This window comes from Pseudoduganella aquatica (assembly GCF_020865585.1).
Taxonomy (GTDB): domain Bacteria; phylum Pseudomonadota; class Gammaproteobacteria; order Burkholderiales; family Burkholderiaceae_D; genus Rugamonas; species Rugamonas aquatica_A.
In genome coordinates this window covers 3,480,022-3,498,324 of record NZ_CP086370.1, presented here as the reverse complement: position 1 = coordinate 3,498,324, position 18,303 = coordinate 3,480,022, and the positions used below count along the sequence as shown (strand labels likewise).

The 18,303-nt window shown below is 65.8% G+C and carries 16 protein-coding genes; 6 read left to right on the top strand and 10 right to left on the bottom strand.

The annotated features are described in order from the left end of the window. Positions 1-9 precede the first annotated feature (9 nt). The 4 genes from narJ to KT882_RS15630 all read right to left on the bottom strand — a co-directional run bounded on the left by narJ (position 10) and on the right by KT882_RS15630 (position 6,481). Positions 10-711 (bottom strand): nitrate reductase molybdenum cofactor assembly chaperone, encoded by a 702-nt coding sequence (gene narJ, locus KT882_RS15645; RefSeq protein WP_161074436.1) that lies wholly within the window; start codon positions 709-711, stop codon positions 10-12. Continuing rightward, entirely contained in the window at positions 704-2,260 is a 1,557-nt protein-coding gene (gene narH, locus KT882_RS15640; protein WP_161074437.1) for a nitrate reductase subunit beta, read from the bottom strand. The genes narJ and narH overlap by 8 nt, the downstream gene beginning before the upstream one ends. Beyond that, positions 2,257-5,964 carry a nitrate reductase subunit alpha gene (locus KT882_RS15635; protein ID WP_228892438.1) on the bottom strand — a complete coding sequence of 1,236 codons (3,708 nt, stop codon included), beginning with the start codon at positions 5,962-5,964 and terminating at the stop codon, positions 2,257-2,259. Before KT882_RS15635 ends, narH begins: the two co-directional genes overlap by 4 nt. 154 nt (positions 5,965-6,118) lie before the next feature. After that, positions 6,119-6,481: a hypothetical protein gene (locus tag KT882_RS15630; RefSeq protein ID WP_228892437.1), complete on the bottom strand. Its 363-nt coding sequence runs from the start codon at positions 6,479-6,481 to the stop codon at positions 6,119-6,121. A 221-nt stretch (positions 6,482-6,702) separates the two neighbouring features. On the opposite strand from KT882_RS15630, the gene KT882_RS15625 reads away from it, so the two are divergent. After that, positions 6,703-7,092, top strand: coding sequence for a hypothetical protein (locus KT882_RS15625; RefSeq protein WP_161074440.1), 390 nt, complete (start codon positions 6,703-6,705; stop codon positions 7,090-7,092). Here the strand turns inward: KT882_RS15625 and KT882_RS15620 are convergent. The 6 genes from KT882_RS15620 to KT882_RS15595 form a co-directional block, all read right to left on the bottom strand. Beyond that, positions 7,089-7,736, bottom strand: coding sequence for a carbonic anhydrase (locus KT882_RS15620; RefSeq protein WP_161074441.1), 648 nt, complete (start codon positions 7,734-7,736; stop codon positions 7,089-7,091). The two genes, KT882_RS15625 and KT882_RS15620, sit on opposite strands and share 4 nt — an antisense overlap. Positions 7,737-7,746: 10 nt before the next feature. Then, positions 7,747-8,433: a Crp/Fnr family transcriptional regulator gene (locus tag KT882_RS15615; protein ID WP_161074442.1), complete on the bottom strand. Its 687-nt coding sequence runs from the start codon at positions 8,431-8,433 to the stop codon at positions 7,747-7,749. 18 nt (positions 8,434-8,451) lie between these two features. After that, on the bottom strand, positions 8,452-9,891 hold the full coding sequence (hemN, locus tag KT882_RS15610) for an oxygen-independent coproporphyrinogen III oxidase (protein WP_161074443.1): 1,440 nt from the start codon (positions 9,889-9,891) through the stop codon (positions 8,452-8,454). Then, positions 9,885-11,270, bottom strand: a complete 1,386-nt coding sequence (locus KT882_RS15605) for a NarK family nitrate/nitrite MFS transporter (RefSeq protein WP_228892436.1) — start codon at positions 11,268-11,270, stop codon at positions 9,885-9,887. The genes hemN and KT882_RS15605 overlap by 7 nt, the downstream gene beginning before the upstream one ends. Positions 11,271-11,291: 21 nt before the next feature. Next, positions 11,292-12,554 (bottom strand): MFS transporter, encoded by a 1,263-nt coding sequence (locus KT882_RS15600; RefSeq protein ID WP_161074445.1) that lies wholly within the window; start codon positions 12,552-12,554, stop codon positions 11,292-11,294. A 75-nt stretch (positions 12,555-12,629) separates the two neighbouring features. Beyond that, entirely contained in the window at positions 12,630-13,082 is a 453-nt protein-coding gene (locus tag KT882_RS15595; protein WP_161074446.1) for an RrF2 family transcriptional regulator, read from the bottom strand. Positions 13,083-13,231: 149 nt separating this feature from the next. Between KT882_RS15595 and KT882_RS15590 the strand changes: the two genes are divergently transcribed. The 5 genes from KT882_RS15590 (at position 13,232) to nrdD (ending at position 18,302) form a co-directional block, all read left to right on the top strand. Next, the gene (locus tag KT882_RS15590) at positions 13,232-15,523 is read left to right on the top strand and encodes a nitric-oxide reductase large subunit (protein ID WP_161074447.1); all 2,292 of its coding nucleotides are present in this window, start codon (positions 13,232-13,234) and stop codon (positions 15,521-15,523) included. 26 nt (positions 15,524-15,549) lie between these two features. After that, positions 15,550-15,816, top strand: a complete 267-nt coding sequence (locus tag KT882_RS15585) for a DUF2249 domain-containing protein (protein WP_161074448.1) — start codon at positions 15,550-15,552, stop codon at positions 15,814-15,816. Positions 15,817-15,835: 19 nt separating this feature from the next. Next, positions 15,836-16,213 carry a SirB2 family protein gene (locus KT882_RS15580; protein ID WP_228892435.1) on the top strand — a complete coding sequence of 126 codons (378 nt, stop codon included), beginning with the start codon at positions 15,836-15,838 and terminating at the stop codon, positions 16,211-16,213. 119 nt (positions 16,214-16,332) lie between these two features. Beyond that, positions 16,333-18,081, top strand: coding sequence for a ribonucleoside triphosphate reductase (locus KT882_RS15575; protein WP_161074487.1), 1,749 nt, complete (start codon positions 16,333-16,335; stop codon positions 18,079-18,081). Between the two features lie 35 nt (positions 18,082-18,116). After that, a complete protein-coding gene (gene nrdD, locus KT882_RS15570; protein WP_161074450.1) occupies positions 18,117-18,302 on the top strand; it encodes an anaerobic ribonucleoside-triphosphate reductase in 186 nt (61 codons plus the stop codon). The last annotated feature ends 1 nt before the right edge of the window (position 18,303 follow it).

The following is an 18,303-nucleotide window of genomic DNA, read 5'->3' as shown; positions in this document are numbered from 1 at the left end:
GTTTTCTCCTCAGGCTTGCGGCGCGGCGGCCGCGCGCGGGTAAAAATGGATGGCTTGCTGGCCGCCGGCGATGGGGCCGGCCGCGCCCATGGCGGCGCTGGCCAGCAGCGGCTCGACGCCGTCCGCGCCGGGGCCGAAGGTTTCCAGCGCCTCGTCCATGTCGCGCACCGGCGGCTCGCTCAACTCCTCGGGCGCCACCGGGCTCAGCGTTTCAACCAGGTCGAACACGCAGGCATAGGGGCTGGCCGAAGCGCGCAGCTTGCGGCCCAGGTGGGCCAGCACGTGGATGGCGTCGCCCAGCAGGGGCAGCGCCGTGGCCTCGTCCTGCTGCGACAGGAACTCCAGGAACAGCGGCACGTAGTCCGGCAGGTCGTCGCCCACCATTTGCAGGCCGTGCTTGCTGTACTCGGCCAGCAGGTCCACCATGGCCTGGCCACGGTCGCGCGATTCGCCGTGGATGTGCTCGAACAGGTGCAGCGAATGCGACGGGCTGCGGTCGAAGGTCTGCACATACTCCTGCTGCAGCGCGATCAGCGGCGTGCCGCCCAGGTGGGCGAACAGCGGCTGCAGGCGCGCCTGCCAATAAGGCTGGCCGTCCAGCGCCGCGCGCAGCTCCGGCAGCGCCTCCAGCATTTCCGCTTCCGGGTAGAGCAGCAGCGCGGACAGCACTCGCAGGCCGCGCATGCCTTCATGGGTGTTCATCTCAGACATCGAGCGCCTCCTTTTTCTTGCGCGACTTGGGCATGGACATGAAGATGGCCGAGCCGTGCTTGCGCTTGCCGAACAGGCTGGAGTCGCTCACGCCGTCCGAGCAACCGTTGCCGAAGCTGAAGCCGCAGCTGCCCTTGTCGTTGAAGCTGTCCTCGGCCATTTCCTTGTGGCTGCTCGGAATGACGAAGCGGTCCTCGTAATTCGCGATGGCCATGATGTGGTACATATCCTCCACCGTGGCCTTGTCCAGCCCCACCTGCTTCAGCACGTCCAGCAGCTCCACGCCCTCCACGCTCTTGCCGCGCATATAGGCGCGCATGGCCAGCATGCGGTCCAGCGCCTTGAGCACCGGCGCCTGGTCGCCCGCCGTCAGCAGATTGGCCAGGTATTGCACCGGGATGCGCAGGCTTTGCGTGTCCGGCAGGATGCCGTTCTTGCCCAGCTTGCCCGACTCGGCCGCCGCCTGGATGGGCGACAGCGGCGGGATGTACCACACCATGGGCAGCGTGCGGTATTCCGGATGCAGCGGGAAAGCCACCTTCCACTCCACCGCCATCTTGTACACCGGCGAACGCTTGGCCGATTCCAGCCACGCGTCCGGGATGCCCTGGCGGCGCGCTTCCTCGATGATGGCCGGGTCGTGCGGGTCCAGGAACAGGCCGAGCTGCGAAGGATACAGGTCGCGCTCGTCGGCCACCGAGGCCGCCGCTTCGATGCGGTCCGCGTCGTACAGCAGCACGCCCAGGTAGCGGATGCGGCCCACGCAGGTTTCCGAGCACACCGTGGGCTGGCCCGCCTCGATGCGCGGGTAGCAGAAGGTGCACTTCTCGGCCTTGCCGGAAGACCAGTTGTAGTAGATCTTCTTGTACGGGCAGCCGGAGATGCACATGCGCCAGCCGCGGCACTTGTCCTGGTCGATCAGCACGATGCCGTCGTCCTCGCGCTTGTACACCGAACCGGACGGGCAGGACGCCACGCAGGTCGGGTTCAGGCAATGCTCGCACAGGCGAGGCAGATACATCATGAAGGTGTTCTCGAAGGTGCCGTACATCTCCTTCTGCATATTGTCGAACAGCTTGTCCTGGCTGCGCTGGGCGAATTCGCCGCCCAGGTCATCTTCCCAATTCGGCCCCCACTCGATCTTGTCCATCTTCTTCCCGGTCAGCACCGAGATGGGCCGCGCGGTGGGCGGCGTCTCCGACAACGGCGCGTTCTGCAGGCGCTCGTAGTCGTAGGTGAAGGGCTCGTAGTACTCGTCGATCTGCGGCAGATTGGGATTGGCGAAGATATTGGCCAGGATCTTCAGGCGGCTGCCCTGGCGCGGCTCGATCTTGCCCGCGTCCGTGCGGCGCCAGCCGCCGTTCCACTTGTCCTGGTTCTCCCACTGCTTGGGATAGCCGATACCTGGCTTGGTCTCCACGTTGTTGAACCAGGCGTACTCCACGCCGTCGCGGCTGGTCCACACGTTCTTGCACGTGACCGAGCAGGTATGGCAGCCGATGCACTTGTCCAGGTTTAGCACCATGCCGATTTGTGCGCGTATTTTCATGCCATGCTCCCTTGTTTTTCCACCAGCGGGCCTTCCAGCCAGTCAACCTTGTTCATCTTGCGCACCAGGACGAATTCGTCGCGGTTCGATCCCACGGTGCCGTAGTAGTTAAAGCCCCACGACAGCTGCGCGTAGCCGCCTATCATGTGGGTCGGCTTGGTCACGGCACGGGTGACCGAGTTGTGTATGCCGCCACGCTTGCCCGACATTTCCGCGCCCGGCGTGTTGACGATTTTTTCCTGTGCGTGGTACATCAGCGTCATGCCCTCGGGGACGCGCTGGCTGACGATGGCGCGCGCCGTCAGCGTGCCGTTCACGTTGAACACCTCGATCCAGTCGTTGTCGACGATGCCGGCCGACTTGGCGTCGGTCTCGGACAGCCACACGTGCGGGCCGCCGCGCGACAGGGTCAGCATGCGCAGGTTGTCCGAATAGGTGGAGTGGATGCCCCACTTCTGATGCGGCGTGATGAAGTTCAGCGCAATTTCCTTGTTGCCGTTCGGTTTGGCGCCCAGCGTGGCCGCCGTGGTCTTGGTGTTGATGGCCGGCTTGTACACGCACAGGCCCTCGCCGAAGTCGCGCATCCAGCGGTGGTCCTGGTAGAACTGCTGGCGGCCGGTCAGCGTGCGCCACGGGATCAGTTCGTGCACATTGGTGTAGCAGGCGTTGTAGCTCACCTCTTCCGATTCCAGGCCGGACCAGGTGGGCGAGGAAATGATCTTGCGCGGCTGCGCCTGCACGTCGCGGAAGCGGATGCTGTCATGCTCGCGCGGCAGCGCCAGGTGGGTGTGGTCGCGGCCCGTAATCTTCGACAGCGCCTCCCAGGCCTTGACCGCCACGTGGCCGTTGGTTTCCGGCGCCAGCGACAAAATCATCTCGGCCGCGTCGATGGCGGTGTCCAGGCGGGGCTGGCCCTGGCTCACGCCCTCGGCCAGCACCGTGCGGTTGATACCGCGCAGCACCTCGACCTCGTGGCCGGTTTTCCAGCCTATGCCCTTGCCGCCGTTGCCCAGTTTTTCCAGCAGCGGGCCGATGGAGGTGAACTTCTTGTAGATCTGCGTGTAGTCGCGCTCCACCAGCGTGAAGTTGGGCATGGTCTTGCCCGGCAGCGGCTCGCACTCGCCTGCGCGCCAGTCCTTGGGATCGAAAGGCTGGCCCAGTTCGCCGGGGGTGTCGTGCATCAGCGGCGTGAGCACCAGGTCCTGCTGGGTGCCGAGGTAGGGGCCGGCGATTTCCTCGAACTTCTTGGCCAGACCCTTGTAGATCTCCCAGTCCGAACGCGACTGCCACAGCGGCTGCACGGCCTCGGACAGCGGGTGGATGAAGGGGTGCATGTCGGACGTGTTCAGGTCGTCCTTCTCGTACCAGGTGGCGGTGGGCAGCACGATGTCGCCGTACAGGCAGGTGGTGGACATGCGGAAGTCCAGCACCACCAGCAGGTCCAGCTTGCCCTCGGCGGCGGGACGGACCTTCACGTCGCGCGGCTTGATGCAATGGTCCTCGTCGCTCATCAGCGCGTTCTGCGTGCCCAGCAAATACTTCAGGAAGTACTCGTGGCCCTTGCCCGAGCTGCCCAGGATGTTGGAGCGCCACACAAACATATTGCGCGGGAAGTTGGCGGGATTGTCCGGATCGTCGCAGGAGAAATTCAGCTTGCCTTCCTTGATCTGCTGCACCGCATACTCGGCCGGCGCCATGCCGGCTTCCGCAGCGGCGCGCGTCACTTGCAGCGGATTGGTTTCCAGCTGCGGCGCGGAAGGCAGCCAGCCCAGGCGCTCGGCCTTGGCGTTGTAGTCCAGCAGCGTCATCGGCGCCACGTCGCCGCCCGCCAGCGGCGAAGCGATCTCGTCGGTGTGCAGCTTCTCATGGCGCCACTGGCTGGTGTGGGCGTAGAAGAAGGAGGTGCCGTTCATCTGGCGCATGGGACGGTTCCAGTCCTGCGCGAAAGCCAGCGGAGTCCAGCCGGTTTGCGGACGCAGCTTCTCCTGGCCCACGTAATGCGCCCAGCCGCCGCCGGACTGGCCGATGCAGCCGCACATCATCAGCATATTGATGATGCCGCGATAGGTCATGTCCATGTGGTACCAGTGGTTCAGCGCGGCGCCCACGATGACCATGCTCTTGCCGCGCGTCTGGTCCGCGTTCTCGGCGAACTGGCGCGCCACGGTGATGACGTCGGCCGCCTTCACGCCGGTGTGCTTGACCTGCCAGGCCGGCGTGTAGGGCACGTCGTCCGCGTAGCTGGACGCCACGTTGCCGCCGCCCAGGCCGCGGTCCACGCCGTAGTTGGCCATGGTCAGGTCGAACACGGTGGCCACCAGCGCGGTGCTGCCGTCCGCCAGCGCCAGGCGCTTGACGGGCACGTTGCGCAGCAGGATGTCGGAAGCGTCCTTGCCGCCGAAGTAAGGGAAGGCCACCGGCAGCACTTCGTCGCAAGCGCCCAGCAGGGACAGCTGCGGATCGACAGGCTGGCCGTTGCCGCCCTGCTTCATCTCCAGGTTCCACTTGCCGGACTCGCCCCAGCGGAAGCCGATGGAGCCGGCAGGCGCCACGATGGCGCCGCTCGTTTCATCAATGACCAGCGTTTTCCACTCGGGGTTGTTGGTCTCGTCCAGGCTCTTGTCCAGGTGCGAGGCGCGCAGGAAGTAGTCCGGCGCCAGGTGGCCGTTGTGTTCCTTGAGCAGCACCAGCATGGGGAAGTCGGTGTACTGCTTGGCGTATTCCTTGAAGTATTTGGACTGGCCTTCGGTGTGGAATTCCTTCAGGATGACGTGGCCCATGGCCATGGCCAGTGCGGCGTCCGTGCCTTGCTTGGGCGCCAGCCAGATGTCGCCGAACTTGGCCATCTCGCCGAAGTCGGACGACACGGCCACCGTCTTGGTGCCCTTGTAGCGCACCTCGGTGTAGAAGTGGGCGTCGGGCGTGCGCGTCATGGGCACGTTGGAGCCCCACACCATCAGGTAGGTGGAGTTGTACCAGTCGGCCGATTCTGGCACGTCGGTCTGCTCGCCCCATACCTGCGGGCTGGCCGGCGGCAGGTCGCAGTACCAGTCGTAGAAGCTCAGCGCCACGCCGCCTATCAGCGACAGGTAGCGCGTGCCGGCTGCGTAGCTGACCATGGACATGGCGGGAATCGGCGAGAAGCCGACGATGCGGTCCGGGCCGTATTTCTTGATGGTGAGCGCGTTGGCGGCGGCGATCATCTCGTTGGCGTCGTCCCACGAGGCGCGCACGAAGCCGCCCAGGCCGCGCACCGATTTGTAGCTGGCGGCGCGGGCGGGGTTCTGGCTGATGTATTCCCAGGCGGTGATGGGGTCCATGGTGCGGCGCGCATCGCGCCACATGTCCATCAGGCGGCCGCGCACCATGGGGTACTTCACGCGCTGGGCCGAATACACATACCAGGAATAGCTGGCGCCGCGCGGGCAGCCGCGCGGCTCGTGGTTGGGCAGGTCCGGGCGCGTACGGGGGTAATCGGTCTGCTGGGTTTCCCAGGTAATCAGCCCGTTCTTCACATACACCTTCCAGCTGCAGGAGCCGGTGCAGTTAACGCCGTGCGTGGAGCGCACGATCTTGTCGTGCTGCCAACGCTGGCGGTAGGCGTTTTCCCAGGTGCGGTCCTCGTCCACCACGGCGCCGTGGCCGTTGGAAAAGGTCGACCTGGCCTTGCTGAAGAAATTCAGGCGATCCAAAAAATGACTCATGCTGGCTCCTCGCTGGCGCCTTGGCGGCGCCGGGATATAAACACCGCTCCATGCAACATGCATGGAGCCGTCGATGGAAGCCAGTCTACGAAGACGGCGCGTCCTTGGAAATCGGCAATAAGTGCGTTCGACGCGGCGAGAAGGAGTAGCAAGCCTAGTCCTTTGTGACTAGGGACGCGCGCCGGGCAGCCACCATCAAGGTGCGCTGGTCCAGCCAGCGCCAGGACGCGGAAGGTGCAGCGGCGCCATCCCCCGCGCGCACATAGACCGCGCGCACGAAGCCCGGCTGATCCGGCGCGGCCAGCGCCGCCAGCATGGCCTCCTGGCTGGCGTAGCAGGCCGTGGCGCCATCCTGGTAGCGTATCTGCGCCGCCGCAGCGTCCTGCGCGCTTCCGCAGGCGGCGGGCGGCAGCGGCTGTTCGCGCGCCTGGGCCAGCAGCAGCCCCGCCAGCAGTGCCAGCGTGCCGGCCTGCACTGCCGGGGACAGCGGCGCGCGTGTCTGTGATCTGAACATCATTCCTCCATGTGGACGGGCTTTCCCCGCGCGGCCATTTTCTGCAGCGCGCGGCCGCAGCGCCTTGATGTGCATCAAGCGCGGCCGGACGGCACGGTCTCTCGTGCGGAATGCCTAGTTCCCCTCATGCCGACCGCCTATATGCGACGGACGCCGCCTGCGCTATACCTATGGCATGGCCGCAACGCGCGGCTGCAACCTCAAACAACCGACAAGGAAAACAGATGAATATCGCCAGTTTTGAAGACCTGCTAGCCGCTGCCGCCGCGCAGGAACAGCCACAGCGCCTGCTGTTCGCGTTCAGCATGGCCGAATCCGCGCCCGGCCACGTGGGCCAGGACGCGCCGCAGACGCTGGTGCCCGTGATGTGCGCGGACAAGCCGTCCGGCGAGGTGGAAAGCTTCGGCCAGCTGGCCGGCGAAGCCGCCGAGATCGGCGCCCAGTGGGATATGGTGATGGTGAGCGCCCTTGCCGGCGAGGCCGGCGCGCAGCCTGCGGCGGCCACGGTAGAACAGGCGCTGCGCCGCATGCTGCGCGCCATCCGGGAAGGCCAGCTGGAGTGGATGCTGGCCTTCGACCGCCAGGGCCGCCTGCTGCGGCCCGAACCCGCCTAAGGCCGCGTCAGCGGACAGACCAGCGGCAGGAACTGCTGGCGGCGTGCCGAGTAGGCCATCAGCGCGCCGCTTTCAATGTCGAAGTACCAGCCGTGCAGCTTGAGCTTGCCCTCGTCCACGCGGCGCTTGATCCACGGATAGGTCAGCAGGTTGTCCAGCGAATGCAGGATGCTGGCCATCTCGCAGGCCTTGTGCTGCTCGTCCAGCCCGCGGTGACCCAGCGTGCCGCGCACCTGGCGCGCCACCGGCTCGGCTATCTTCATCCAGCGCCCAACAAAGTCGGTCTCCCCCTGCGGCTGGCGCGGCCCCATCAAAGCGCGGATGCCGCCGCAGCGCGCGTGGCCCAGCACAATCACCCGCTCCACCTCCAGATTGCAGACCGCGAACTCGATGGCCGAACTCACGCCGGGCGGCGCGTCCGGCGTGCAAGGCGGCACCAGGTTGGCGATATTGCGCACCACGAACAGGTCGCCCGGGTCGCTGCCGGTCAGCAGCATGGGATCGACCCGCGAATCGCAGCAGCCTATCAGCAGCGTGCCCGGGGTCTGCCGCGCGCGCAGGCTGTCGTACAGCGCATGGGTGTCGCCAAAGTAGCGCTGCTGGAAGCGGCCGAATCCCTGCACGAATTTTTCTATGTCTTGCATGCTCCCTCCTTCATCCCGCGCACTGCTGCAGCGCATCCTGGTTCAGAATCGCCACCTTGCGGCCCTTGAACGCGATCAGATGGCGCGCGCTCAATTCGGCCATGATGCGAGAGAAATGCTCGGGCGTGAGGCTCAGGCGCGAAGCCAGCACCGCTTTTGAAACGGGCAGCGTGATCGTGGTCTCGCCGGCGGCGGCCTGCGCCGGCTGCTTGAGCAGGAAGGCCGCCACCCGCTCGGTGCCGCTGCGCAGCGCGTAGGACTCCAGGTCGCACATCAGGCCGTGCATGCGCTGGCTCAGGCCAGCTAGCATCTTGCAGGCGAAGGACGGCGCATTTTCAATCTCGCGGAAGATCGCCGGCTTGGCCACGTGCAGCAGCAGGCTGTCCTCGGTCGCCTGCGCGGTGACGATGTAGGGGCTGCCCATGAACATCAGCGCCTCGCCAAAGCTGTGGCCCGGGCCTATCAGCTCGATCACCTTCTCGGCGCCCTGGGCCGAATGGAAGGCCAGCTTGACGCGGCCGTACAGCACCACGTGGAAGCCGTTGCACGGGTCGCCGCGCTTGAAGATCAGGTCTCCGCGCGCCACCCGCAGCTCGGTGCAGCCCAGCGCGATGCGGTCCAGCTCCTCCTCCTGCAGCGAGTTAAACAGCGGCACGCGCGATAAAAAGGTCTGCGGCTTGATTTTGTTTCGGTCCATATTGTTCTCCAGCGCGGCTCAGATGGTCGCGGAATACCGCCTCGGCGGCGGGCCGGTCTCGGCCTGTTGATGCAGGTAGCGGTCGAACACCATGCAGATATTGCGTATCAGCAGGCGCCCGCGCAGCTTCACTTTCACGCCCTTGCTGCCCAGGCACAGCAAGCCCTGCTCCTCCAGCGGGCGCAGGCGCTCCAGCTCGGGCGCGAAATAGGCCGCCGCGCCGCCCGGCCCGGCCAGCGCATCGAGCGAGGCGAAATCGAGTTCGAAATCGCACATCAGTTTTCCTATCGCGGTGCGGCGCAGCACATCGTCCGCGTCCAGCGTCACGCCGCGCGCCACCGGCAGCCGGCCCTGGTCCAGCCGCGCGTAGTAGGCCTGCAGCGATTTTTCGTTCTGGCTGTAGCAGCCGCCCACCGCGCTGATGGCCGATACGCCCAGCGCCACCATGTCGCTCTCGGCGTGGGTGGAATAGCCCTGGAAGTTGCGGTGCAGCCGCCCTTCACGCTGGCTGCGCGCCAGGTCGTCCTCCGGCAGCGCGAAATGGTCCATGCCGATGTAGATGTAGCCCGCCGCCGTAAGGCGTTCTATGCACAGGGCCAGCATGGCGAGCTTGGTTTCCGGGTCCGGCAGGGACGCCGCGTCGATCAGGTTCTGGGACTTGAACAGGTGCGGCAGATGCGCGTAGTTGTACAGGGCTATCCGGTCCGGCAGCATGGCGATCACCTGCCCCAGCGTGACGGTGATGCTGGCAGGGCTCTGGCACGGCAGGCCGTAGATCAGGTCCACGCTGACGGAGCGGAAGCCCGCCGCCCGCGCCGAATCCAGCACGGCTGCAGTCTGCTCGTAGGGCTGGATGCGGTTGACGGCGCGCTGCACCGCCGGGTCGAAGTCCTGGATGCCCAGGCTCACGCGGTTGAAACCCTGCCGCCGCAGCACGTGCATGCGCTCCGGCGTGACGGTGCGCGGGTCGATCTCGACCGAGAACTCGCCGTCCTCATCGGAGGCGAAGTCGAAATGGCTGCGCAGGGAGGCCAGCAAGCCGTCCATCTGCGCGTCGTCCAGATAGGTGGGCGTGCCGCCGCCGAAATGCAGCTGCTGCACGCGGTTCATGCCCGCGAACAGGGCGCCCTGCATGGCGGTCTCGCGTTCCAGGTAGTCCAGGTACTGCACCGCCTTGCTGCGGTCCTGCGTGATGATCTTGTTGCAGCCGCAGTAGTAGCACAGCGACTGGCAGAACGGAATGTGCACATACAGCGACAGGCCGCGCGCCGGGCCGCCGGCCAGCGCCTCTCGGCGTCCGGCCACCGCGCCGCGGTAGTCCTCCTCGCCGAAGCCGGACGAGAAGCGGTCCGCGCTCGGATAGGAGGTGTAGCGCGGGCCGGACTGGCTGAGGCGGCGCACCAGCTCCGCGTCGAACTCCACCGACGGCGCAATCGGGATTGTCCTGGCGTTCAGCATGGCATGGCCGCATTTTTGCGCGCGTAGCACCACCAGGTCAGCGCGATGCAGCTGACGTAGAAGCCGATGAAGCACCACAGCGCGGCGCCGGGGCCGCCGGTCAGGGCGATCGAGGTGCCGTAGCTTTTCGGGATGAAGAAGGCGCCATACGCGGCCACGGCCGAGGTGAAGCCCAGCACCGCAGCGCCTTCCTTGTTGGCGTCGATGATGGCCTGCTCCTGCACTGCCTTGGGCTGGCCCGCCGCCGCGCGCTGGCGCTCGGTGAGGAAGATCACCGGTATCATGCGGAAGGTGGAGGCGTTGCCCACGCCGGTGCCGGCGAACAGCAGCATGAACATCCAGAAGAAGCCGTTGAAGCTGCCGGCCACGCCGTCATGCGGCAGGAACTGCAGCACGCCGAAGACAGCCAGTATCATGCCTGCGAAGGTCCACACGGTCACGCGGGCGCCGCCCAGCTTGTCGGCGATGATGCCGCCCGCCACGCGCGCCAGCGCGCCCACCAGGGGGCCGAGGAAGGCGTACTGCAGGGGATTCACGTCCGGGAACTGGGTCTTGATCAGCAGCGGGAAGCCGGCCGAATAGCCAATGAAGGAACCAAAGCTGCCGGTGTAGAGCCAGCACATCAGCCAGTTGTGCTTGCGCTTGAAGATCACCGCCTGGTCGGCGAAGGAAGCCTTGGCCGAGGCCAGGTCGTTCATGCCGAACCACGCCAGCAGGCTGCTGACGGCGATGAAAGGCACCCAGATGAAGCCTGCGTTCTGCAGCCACAGCGTGGTGGTCTGGCCGGCCTTGACGGCGGTTTGCGGTTCGCCGCCCAGCGTGCCGAACACGCCCATGGTGATCACCAGCGGCACCACGAACTGCACCGCCGACACGCCCAGGTTGCCCAGGCCCGCGTTCATGCCCAGCGCATAGCCCTTCTGCGCCTTGGGGAAGAAAAAGCTGATGTTGGCCATCGACGAGGCGAAGTTGCCGCCGCCGAAGCCGCACAGCAGCGCCAGGACCAGCATGGTCGGGAAGCCGGTGTTCACGTCCTGCACCGCGTAGCCGATGCCGATGGCCGGTATCAGCAGCGAGGCGGTGGAGATGGTGGTCCATTTGCGCCCGCCGAAGATGGGCACCATGAAGGAGTAGAAGATGCGCAGCGTGGCGCCGGACAGGCCGGGCAGCGCGGTCAGCCAGAACAGCTGGTTGGTGCTGTACTGGAAGCCGATGGCGGGCAGGTTGACCACCACCACGCTCCACACCATCCACACCGCAAAGGCCAGCGCCAGCGCGGGAATGGAGATCCACAGGTTGCGGTTGGCGGTGTCGCGCCCGCCGGCGCGCCAGAATGTGGGGGTTTCGGGCTCCCAGGTATTGATTAGGTATTTGCTCATGATATCTCCTGAAAACGAGGATTAAGCGGCTTGGGCTAAAGGTGGGTTGGCGGCGGCCGGACTGCCGGCGCGTCCGAACGAGAAGTGCATGGACACCAGCGACACGCACACGGTGCCGTACAGCAGCATGAAGGCGCTCGAACGCACGCCGGTCAGATCCAGCAGCGCGCCGAACATAATCGGCAGCACAAAGCCGCCCAGGCCGCCGGCCAGGCCGACCACGCCGGACACGGCGCCGATGTTGTCGGCGAATTCGTCGCCGATGAATTTGAATACCGAGGCTTTGCCGACCGCCATGGCGATGCCGACGATGAACAGCAGGCCGGTGAACATCCACGGCGTGAGCGCCAGGTCCATTTGCAGCGGGCCGTTGACGGTCTTGACGACCATGGACGTGGGCGGATAGGACAGCAGGAAGAAGCACACCCAGCACACCCACATGACCGACCAGGTGACTTTATAGGCGCCGTAGCGGTCCGAGATCCAGCCGCCCAGCGCGCGCAGCACGCCGCCCGGCAGCGAGAAGCAGGCCGCCAGCAGCGCCGCCAGTTTCAGGTCGAAACCGTATTCGGCCACATAGTATTTGGTCATCCACAGCGCCAGGCCCACATAGCCGCCGAACACCACCGAGTAGTACTGGCAGTAGCGCCACACGCGCCTGTCCTTCAGCACTTTCATCTGCTCGGCGAAGCTGACGGTGCCGGCCACGTTGTGCGAGGGATCGGTGGCGCTGAACAGCCAGAATGCGATGGCCGTCAGCAGCATGGCGGCCGCGTACACGGTGGGCAGCGCTTGCCAGCCCCAGGCCGCGATGATGGCCGGGGCCACAAACTTGGTGAGCGCCGAGCCGGAATTGCCCGCGCCGAAAATGCCCATGGCCAGGCCGCGCCGCTCTTTCGGGAACCAGCGCGCCACGTAGGGCGTGCCGACCGAGAACGAGCCGCCGGCCAGGCCGACGAACAGGCCCAGGGCCAGGAACTGCCAGTAGGCGGTGGCCAGGCCGATCAGATAGATGGCGGGCACGGTGGCCAGCATCAGCAGGAAGAACACGATGCGGCCGCCGTAGCGGTCGCACCAGATGCCGAGCGGCACCCGCACCAGCGAGCCGCTGAGCACCGGCATGGCGGCCAGCAGGCCAAACTGGGTTTCATTGAGGCCCAGAGACTTCTTGATGGGGATGCCCAGCACCGCGAACATCATCCACACCGCAAAGCAGATGGTGAATGCGAACGTGCTGCTGGCGAGGACGCGGACCGCTGTACTCCCCTTGTTATTGATTGCCACTTTGCTTCTCCCTGACAGACTATCGGATGACGTCAGGGTACGCGGCGGCGGACCGCGCCGATATTGGCCGGAGGGTTATCCGCCCAAGGCAAAAAGGCTATAGTCATCGTCCGAAATAACTAGTGCGGGGCCGGGCGCAAGGTCGGCCAACGAGAGCGCGTCCAGCCGCGCCAGGTAGGCAGCGGTGGCCGCTTCCAGCACCGCCTTCAGTCCGCAGCAGCCCTGGTGCGCGCAGACGCGGTCCGTGGCGTTGAAGCAGGCCGCCATGTCGAAGCCGGTCTCGGTGCCGCGCACCACGGCGCCGATGTTGATGCGCTCGGGCTCCCGCCCCAGCACGATGCCGCCGCCGCGTCCGCGCGTGGTGCGCACCAGGCCGTCCCGCGCCAGGTCCATCACCACTTTTCCCAGGTGGTGGCGCGACAGGCCGTGCAGCTCGGCGATGTCCAGGATGGTGGCGGGCCGGCCCGCGCGGCCCGCCAGGAAGATCAGCGTGCGCAGGGTGTAGTCGGTATAGGCGCTCAGTTTCATGGCGAAGCTCCGGTTGGTATGCCGCCATTATTCCTCCGCCCGCCGCAGCCTGACATAAGCCAGATCAAGAAAAGCTGTATTTATTTTGCGTGTTTATGCCAAGTGGCTAAGAATCGCCCTGTTCCAATCAACCACTCCAAGGAGATACCATGCACGCCACGCGCAAACTATGGACCTGGCTCGCAGTCATCTGCGCCCTGTCCTTTGCCGTCCTGGGCTGGGTGGGCGCCGAGATTTACCTGGCCGCCCCGCCCATTCCGCAACAAATCATCAGCACCGAGGGCAAGGTGCTCTATACCGAAGGCCAGGTGCAGCGCGGCCAGCAGGCCTGGCTGGCGGCCGGCGGCCAGCAGCTGGGCACCGTCTGGGGCCACGGCAGCTACGTGGCGCCGGACTGGTCGGCCGACTGGCTGCACCGGGAAGCGCTGGCGCTGCGCCAGATCTGGGCCTTGCGCGAACACGGCGCATCCTACGACACGCTGGCCAAGCCCGCGCAAGCCGCGCTGGACGCGCGCGTGCAGGAGGAAATGCGCCGCAATACCTATGACGCGGCGCGCGGCGCCATCGTGCTGTCCACGGACCGCGCCGAAGCGGTGCGGGAAGTGGCGCGCCACTACACCGGCCTGTTCGGCGACGAGCGCTCGCTGGACGCGCTGCGCACCCAGTACGCCATGACGGCCAACTCCGTCACCAATCCGGCCGAACTGGCGGCGCTGCCCGCCTTCGTGTTCTGGTCCTCCTGGGCGGCCGCCACCGACCGTCCCGGCGAAGCGGGTCTGAGCTACACCAGCAACTGGCCGCACGAACCGCTGGTGGGCAACCGTCCCGGAGCGGGCGCCGGCATCTGGTCGATCGCCAGCATCGTGCTCATGCTGGGCGCCATCGCCGCCATGATCATGTTCCATGCGCGCAGCAGCGAGGAGGCCGATCCGGCCGCGCCCAAGGCCGATCCCCTGTTCAAGCTGGCGGCCACGCCGTCCATGCGCGCCACCCGCAAATACTTCTTCGTGGTGATTGCGCTGATCCTGGCGCAAGTGGGCATGGGCGTGATCACGGCCCACTACGCGGTCGAGGGCCAGAGCTTCTTCGGCCTGCCGCTCGCGGACGTGCTGCCCTTCGTGGTCAGCCGCACCATCCACACCCAGTTCGCCGTGCTGTGGATAGCCACCGCCTGGCTGGCCACCGGCCTGTATATCGCGCCGGCCATCTCCGGCCACGAACCGCGCTTCCAGAAGCTGGGCGTGAACGTGCTGTTCTACGCGCTGCTGTTCATCGTGGCCGGTTCCACCGCCTGCGGCTGGCTGGGCACCCTGCAGCACAAGGGCAGCGCTTTCGCCTTCTGGCTGGGCAACCAGGGCCTGGAATTCACCAGCATGGGCCGCATCTGGCAGATACTGCTGTTCGTGGGCCTGCTGTTCTGGGTGACGCTGCTGGGCCGCGCATTGTGGCCCGCGCTGAAAAAGCCGTCCGAAAGCCGTGGGCTGATCGTCATGGTGTTCCTGTCCGCGCTGTGCATAGGCGGCTTCTACGCCACCTCGCTCACCTGGGGACGCAGCACCCACTACTCGATGGTGGAATACTGGCGCTGGTGGCTGGTGCACCTGTGGGTTGAGGGCTTCTTCGAAGTGTTCGCCACCGCCGTTATCGCACTGCTGTTCGTGCGCCTGGGCCTGATACGCGCCGCCGCCGCCAACAGCGCCATCGTGCTGGAGACCATTGTGTTCCTGTTCGGCGGCATCCTGGGCACGCTGCACCACTTGTATTTCACCGGCACGCCGACCTTCGTCATCGCCATCGGCGCCATGTTCTCGGCGCTGGAAGTGGTGCCGCTGTCCATGCTGGGCATCGAGGCCTGGCGCAACTACCAGCGCAGCAAGGCCGCGCCCTGGGTGGCGAACTACCGCTGGTCCATCCTGTGCTTTATCGCCGTGGGCTTCTGGAACACGGTGGGCGCGGGCCTGCTGGGCTTCTCCATCAATACCCCCATCGCGTTGTACTACATGCAGGGCCTGAACATGACGGCCGCGCACGGCCACGCCGCGCTGTTCGGCGTGTACGGCATGCTGGGCATAGGCCTGCTGCTGTTCTGCCTGCGCGGCATGAGCGAGCGCGCCGCCTGGTCGGACCGCCTGCTGCGGCCGATGTTCTGGTGCCTGAACATCGGCCTGGCCATGATGGTGTTCCTGTCGCTGGCGCCCGCCGGCATTTACCAGGCCTGGGCCAGCATCAGCACCGGCATGTGGTTCGCCCGCTCGCCGGAAGTGGTGCATTCGCCGCTGATGGAAACCCTGGTATGGATGCGCGTACCCGGCGACGTGGTCTTCGCCGCCGGCACGCTGTTCCTGGCCCTGTTCGCCTGGCGCCTGCTGCGCGCCGGCCAGCCGCGCGCTGCCGCAGCCGCCGCAAACGCCGCTGCAAATTCCGCCGCTCAAAAAGCCTGACCCCTCACCCGAAAAGGAGATTCACCATGCCTCACGATTGTTCCGCCCCTACCGCCGTCGCCGGCATCTATCCCTTCGACGCGCGCGGCATCTCGAAGCGCTTCCGCCACGCCGCCATCTTCGGCGCGCTGCAGGCGCTGCAGCCCGGCGAGACCATGCGCTTCTGTAACGACCACGATCCGGTGCCGCTGCTGCACCAAATCAGCCAGGCGTTCGGTCCCCGCGTGCGCGCCGCTTATGTGTCGCGCACGCCGGGCGAGGTGCTGATAGACTTCCTCATCGTTCCCGAGTGAGGTTTTAATGGAATACCACATGCTCAAGATGGTCCACGTGACCTGCGCAAGCGCCAGCGTCAGCCTGTTCGTGCTGCGCGGCGCGGGCATGTGGTACGGCGCTAGCTGGACGGCGCGGCGCTGGACCCGCGCCGTGCCACCGATTATCGACACGCTGCTGCTGGCCAGCGCCCTCATGCTCGCCGTCAGCACCGGCCAGTCGCCGCTGGTCCAGCCCTGGCTGGCCGCCAAGCTCACCGCCGTGGTGGTCTACATCGTCCTGGGCACGCTGGCCCTCAAACGCGCGCGCACCCACACCGGACAGCGCGCGGCGTTTCTGGCCGCCCTGGCCACCCTGGCCTATATCATCGCCGTCGCCATCAGCAAGCAGCCCTGGCCTTTGCTGGGGCGTTTGTAGGAGCAAATCCCGGCCATATCAAGAAAAGCAAAAACACAGGCCGGAACCGTTGACCACACTATATCCAGTGTCTAATCTTGGAAGCTACACCATATTTAGTAGCCAAGGAGAGCACTGTGATCCAAGCAGCACCCCATAACAACATCAAACCCGCCGGCCTGGCCACGGACCGCAGCTCGCTGGTGGACGTCGTCAGCTCCGTCAACGAATACCTGAACCGGCAGGACTGGCGCGTGAACGCCAACGCCAACCAGGGCTACTCGCTGGGCGGCCTGATACTGAACGTATCGGGCAAGGTGATCGCCAACTACTGGCTCGAACACGTCTACCCGCCGCCCATCGGCCGCGCCCACCGCGAAGCCGCGCTGCACATCCACGACCTGGACATGCTGGCCGGCTACTGCGCCGGATGGTCGCTGCGCACGCTGCTGGCCGAAGGCCTGAACGGCGTGCCGGGCAAGGTGGAATCCGGCCCGCCGCGCCACATGTCCAGCGCCATCGGGCAGATCGTCAACTTCCTGGGAACGCTGCAAAACGAATGGGCGGGCGCGCAGGCCTTCAGCTCCTTCGACACCTATATGGCGCCGTATGTGCGCAACGACGGGCTGGATTACGCGGCCGTCCGCCAGGCCATGCAGGAACTGATCTACAACCTGAACGTGCCCTCGCGCTGGGGCACGCAGACGCCCTTCACGAACCTGACCTTCGACTGGGTGTGCCCGGAAGACCTGCGCGATCAGATTCCGCACATCGCCGGCCAGCCCATGCCGTTCAGCTACGGCGAGCTGCAGGCGGAGATGGACATGATCAACCGCGCCTATATCGAAGTGATGATGGCGGGCGACGCCAAGGGCCGCGCCTTCACCTTCCCCATCCCGACCTACAACATCACGCCGGACTTCGACTGGCACAGCCCGAACGCCGAACTGCTGTTCGAAATGACGGCGCGCTACGGCCTGCCCTACTTCCAGAACTTCATCAACTCGGAGCTGAAGCCGAACATGATACGGTCCATGTGCTGCCGCCTGCAGCTGGACCTGCGCGAGCTGCTCAAGCGCGGCAACGGCCTATTCGGATCGGCCGAGCAGACCGGGTCGCTGGGCGTGGTCACCATCAACTGCGCGCGCCTGGGCCATCTGCACCGGGGCGACGAGCCGGCGCTGCTGGCGGCGCTGGACGACCTGCTGGAGCTGGGCAAGCAAAGCCTGGAGATCAAGCGCGAGGTCATCCAGCGCCATATGGACAACGGCCTGTTCCCCTACACCAAGCGCTATCTGGGTACACTGCGCAACCATTTTTCGACGCTGGGCGTGAACGGCATCAATGAAATGATACGCAATTTCAGCCGGGACGAATACGACATCACCTCGGTGCGCGGGCGCGACTTTGCGCTGCGCCTGCTGGACCACGTGCGCGCCCGCATGCTGGCCTTCCAGGAGGAAACCGGCCATATGTACAACCTGGAGGCCACGCCGGCCGAAGGCACGACCTACCGCTTCGCCCGAGAGGACCGCAAGCGCTATCCGGACATCCTGCAGGCGGGCACGCTGGACATGCCCTACTACACCAACTCCTCGCAGCTGCCGGTCGGCTACACGGACGACCCGTTCGAGGCGCTGGAACAGCAGGACGCGCTGCAACGCAAATACACGGGCGGCACGGTGCTGCACCTGTATATGACGGAAGCGCTGTCCAGCGCGGACGCCTGCCGCACGCTGGTGCAGCGCTCGCTGAGCCGTTTCGGCCTGCCCTACATCACGGTGACACCCACGTTCTCGATCTGTCCCAAGCACGGCTATCTGAGCGGACGCCATCCCTTCTGTCCCAAGTGCGACGATGAACTGATCGCGCGCAAACTGGCCGCCTGAGGCCCCGATTTTCCCACCCACCGTAAAGGCATATCATGCAAGCAGCAAGCAAAGGCATCATCACCACCTCCCGCGCCCTTGTTCTGGACGACAGCGAACGCCAGCCATGCGAAATCTGGACCCGCGTCATGGGCTACCACCGTCCGCTATCGTCGTTCAACATCGGCAAGCAGGGCGAGTTCCACGAGCGCCAGTACTTCAACGAAGCGGCGGCGCACTAGG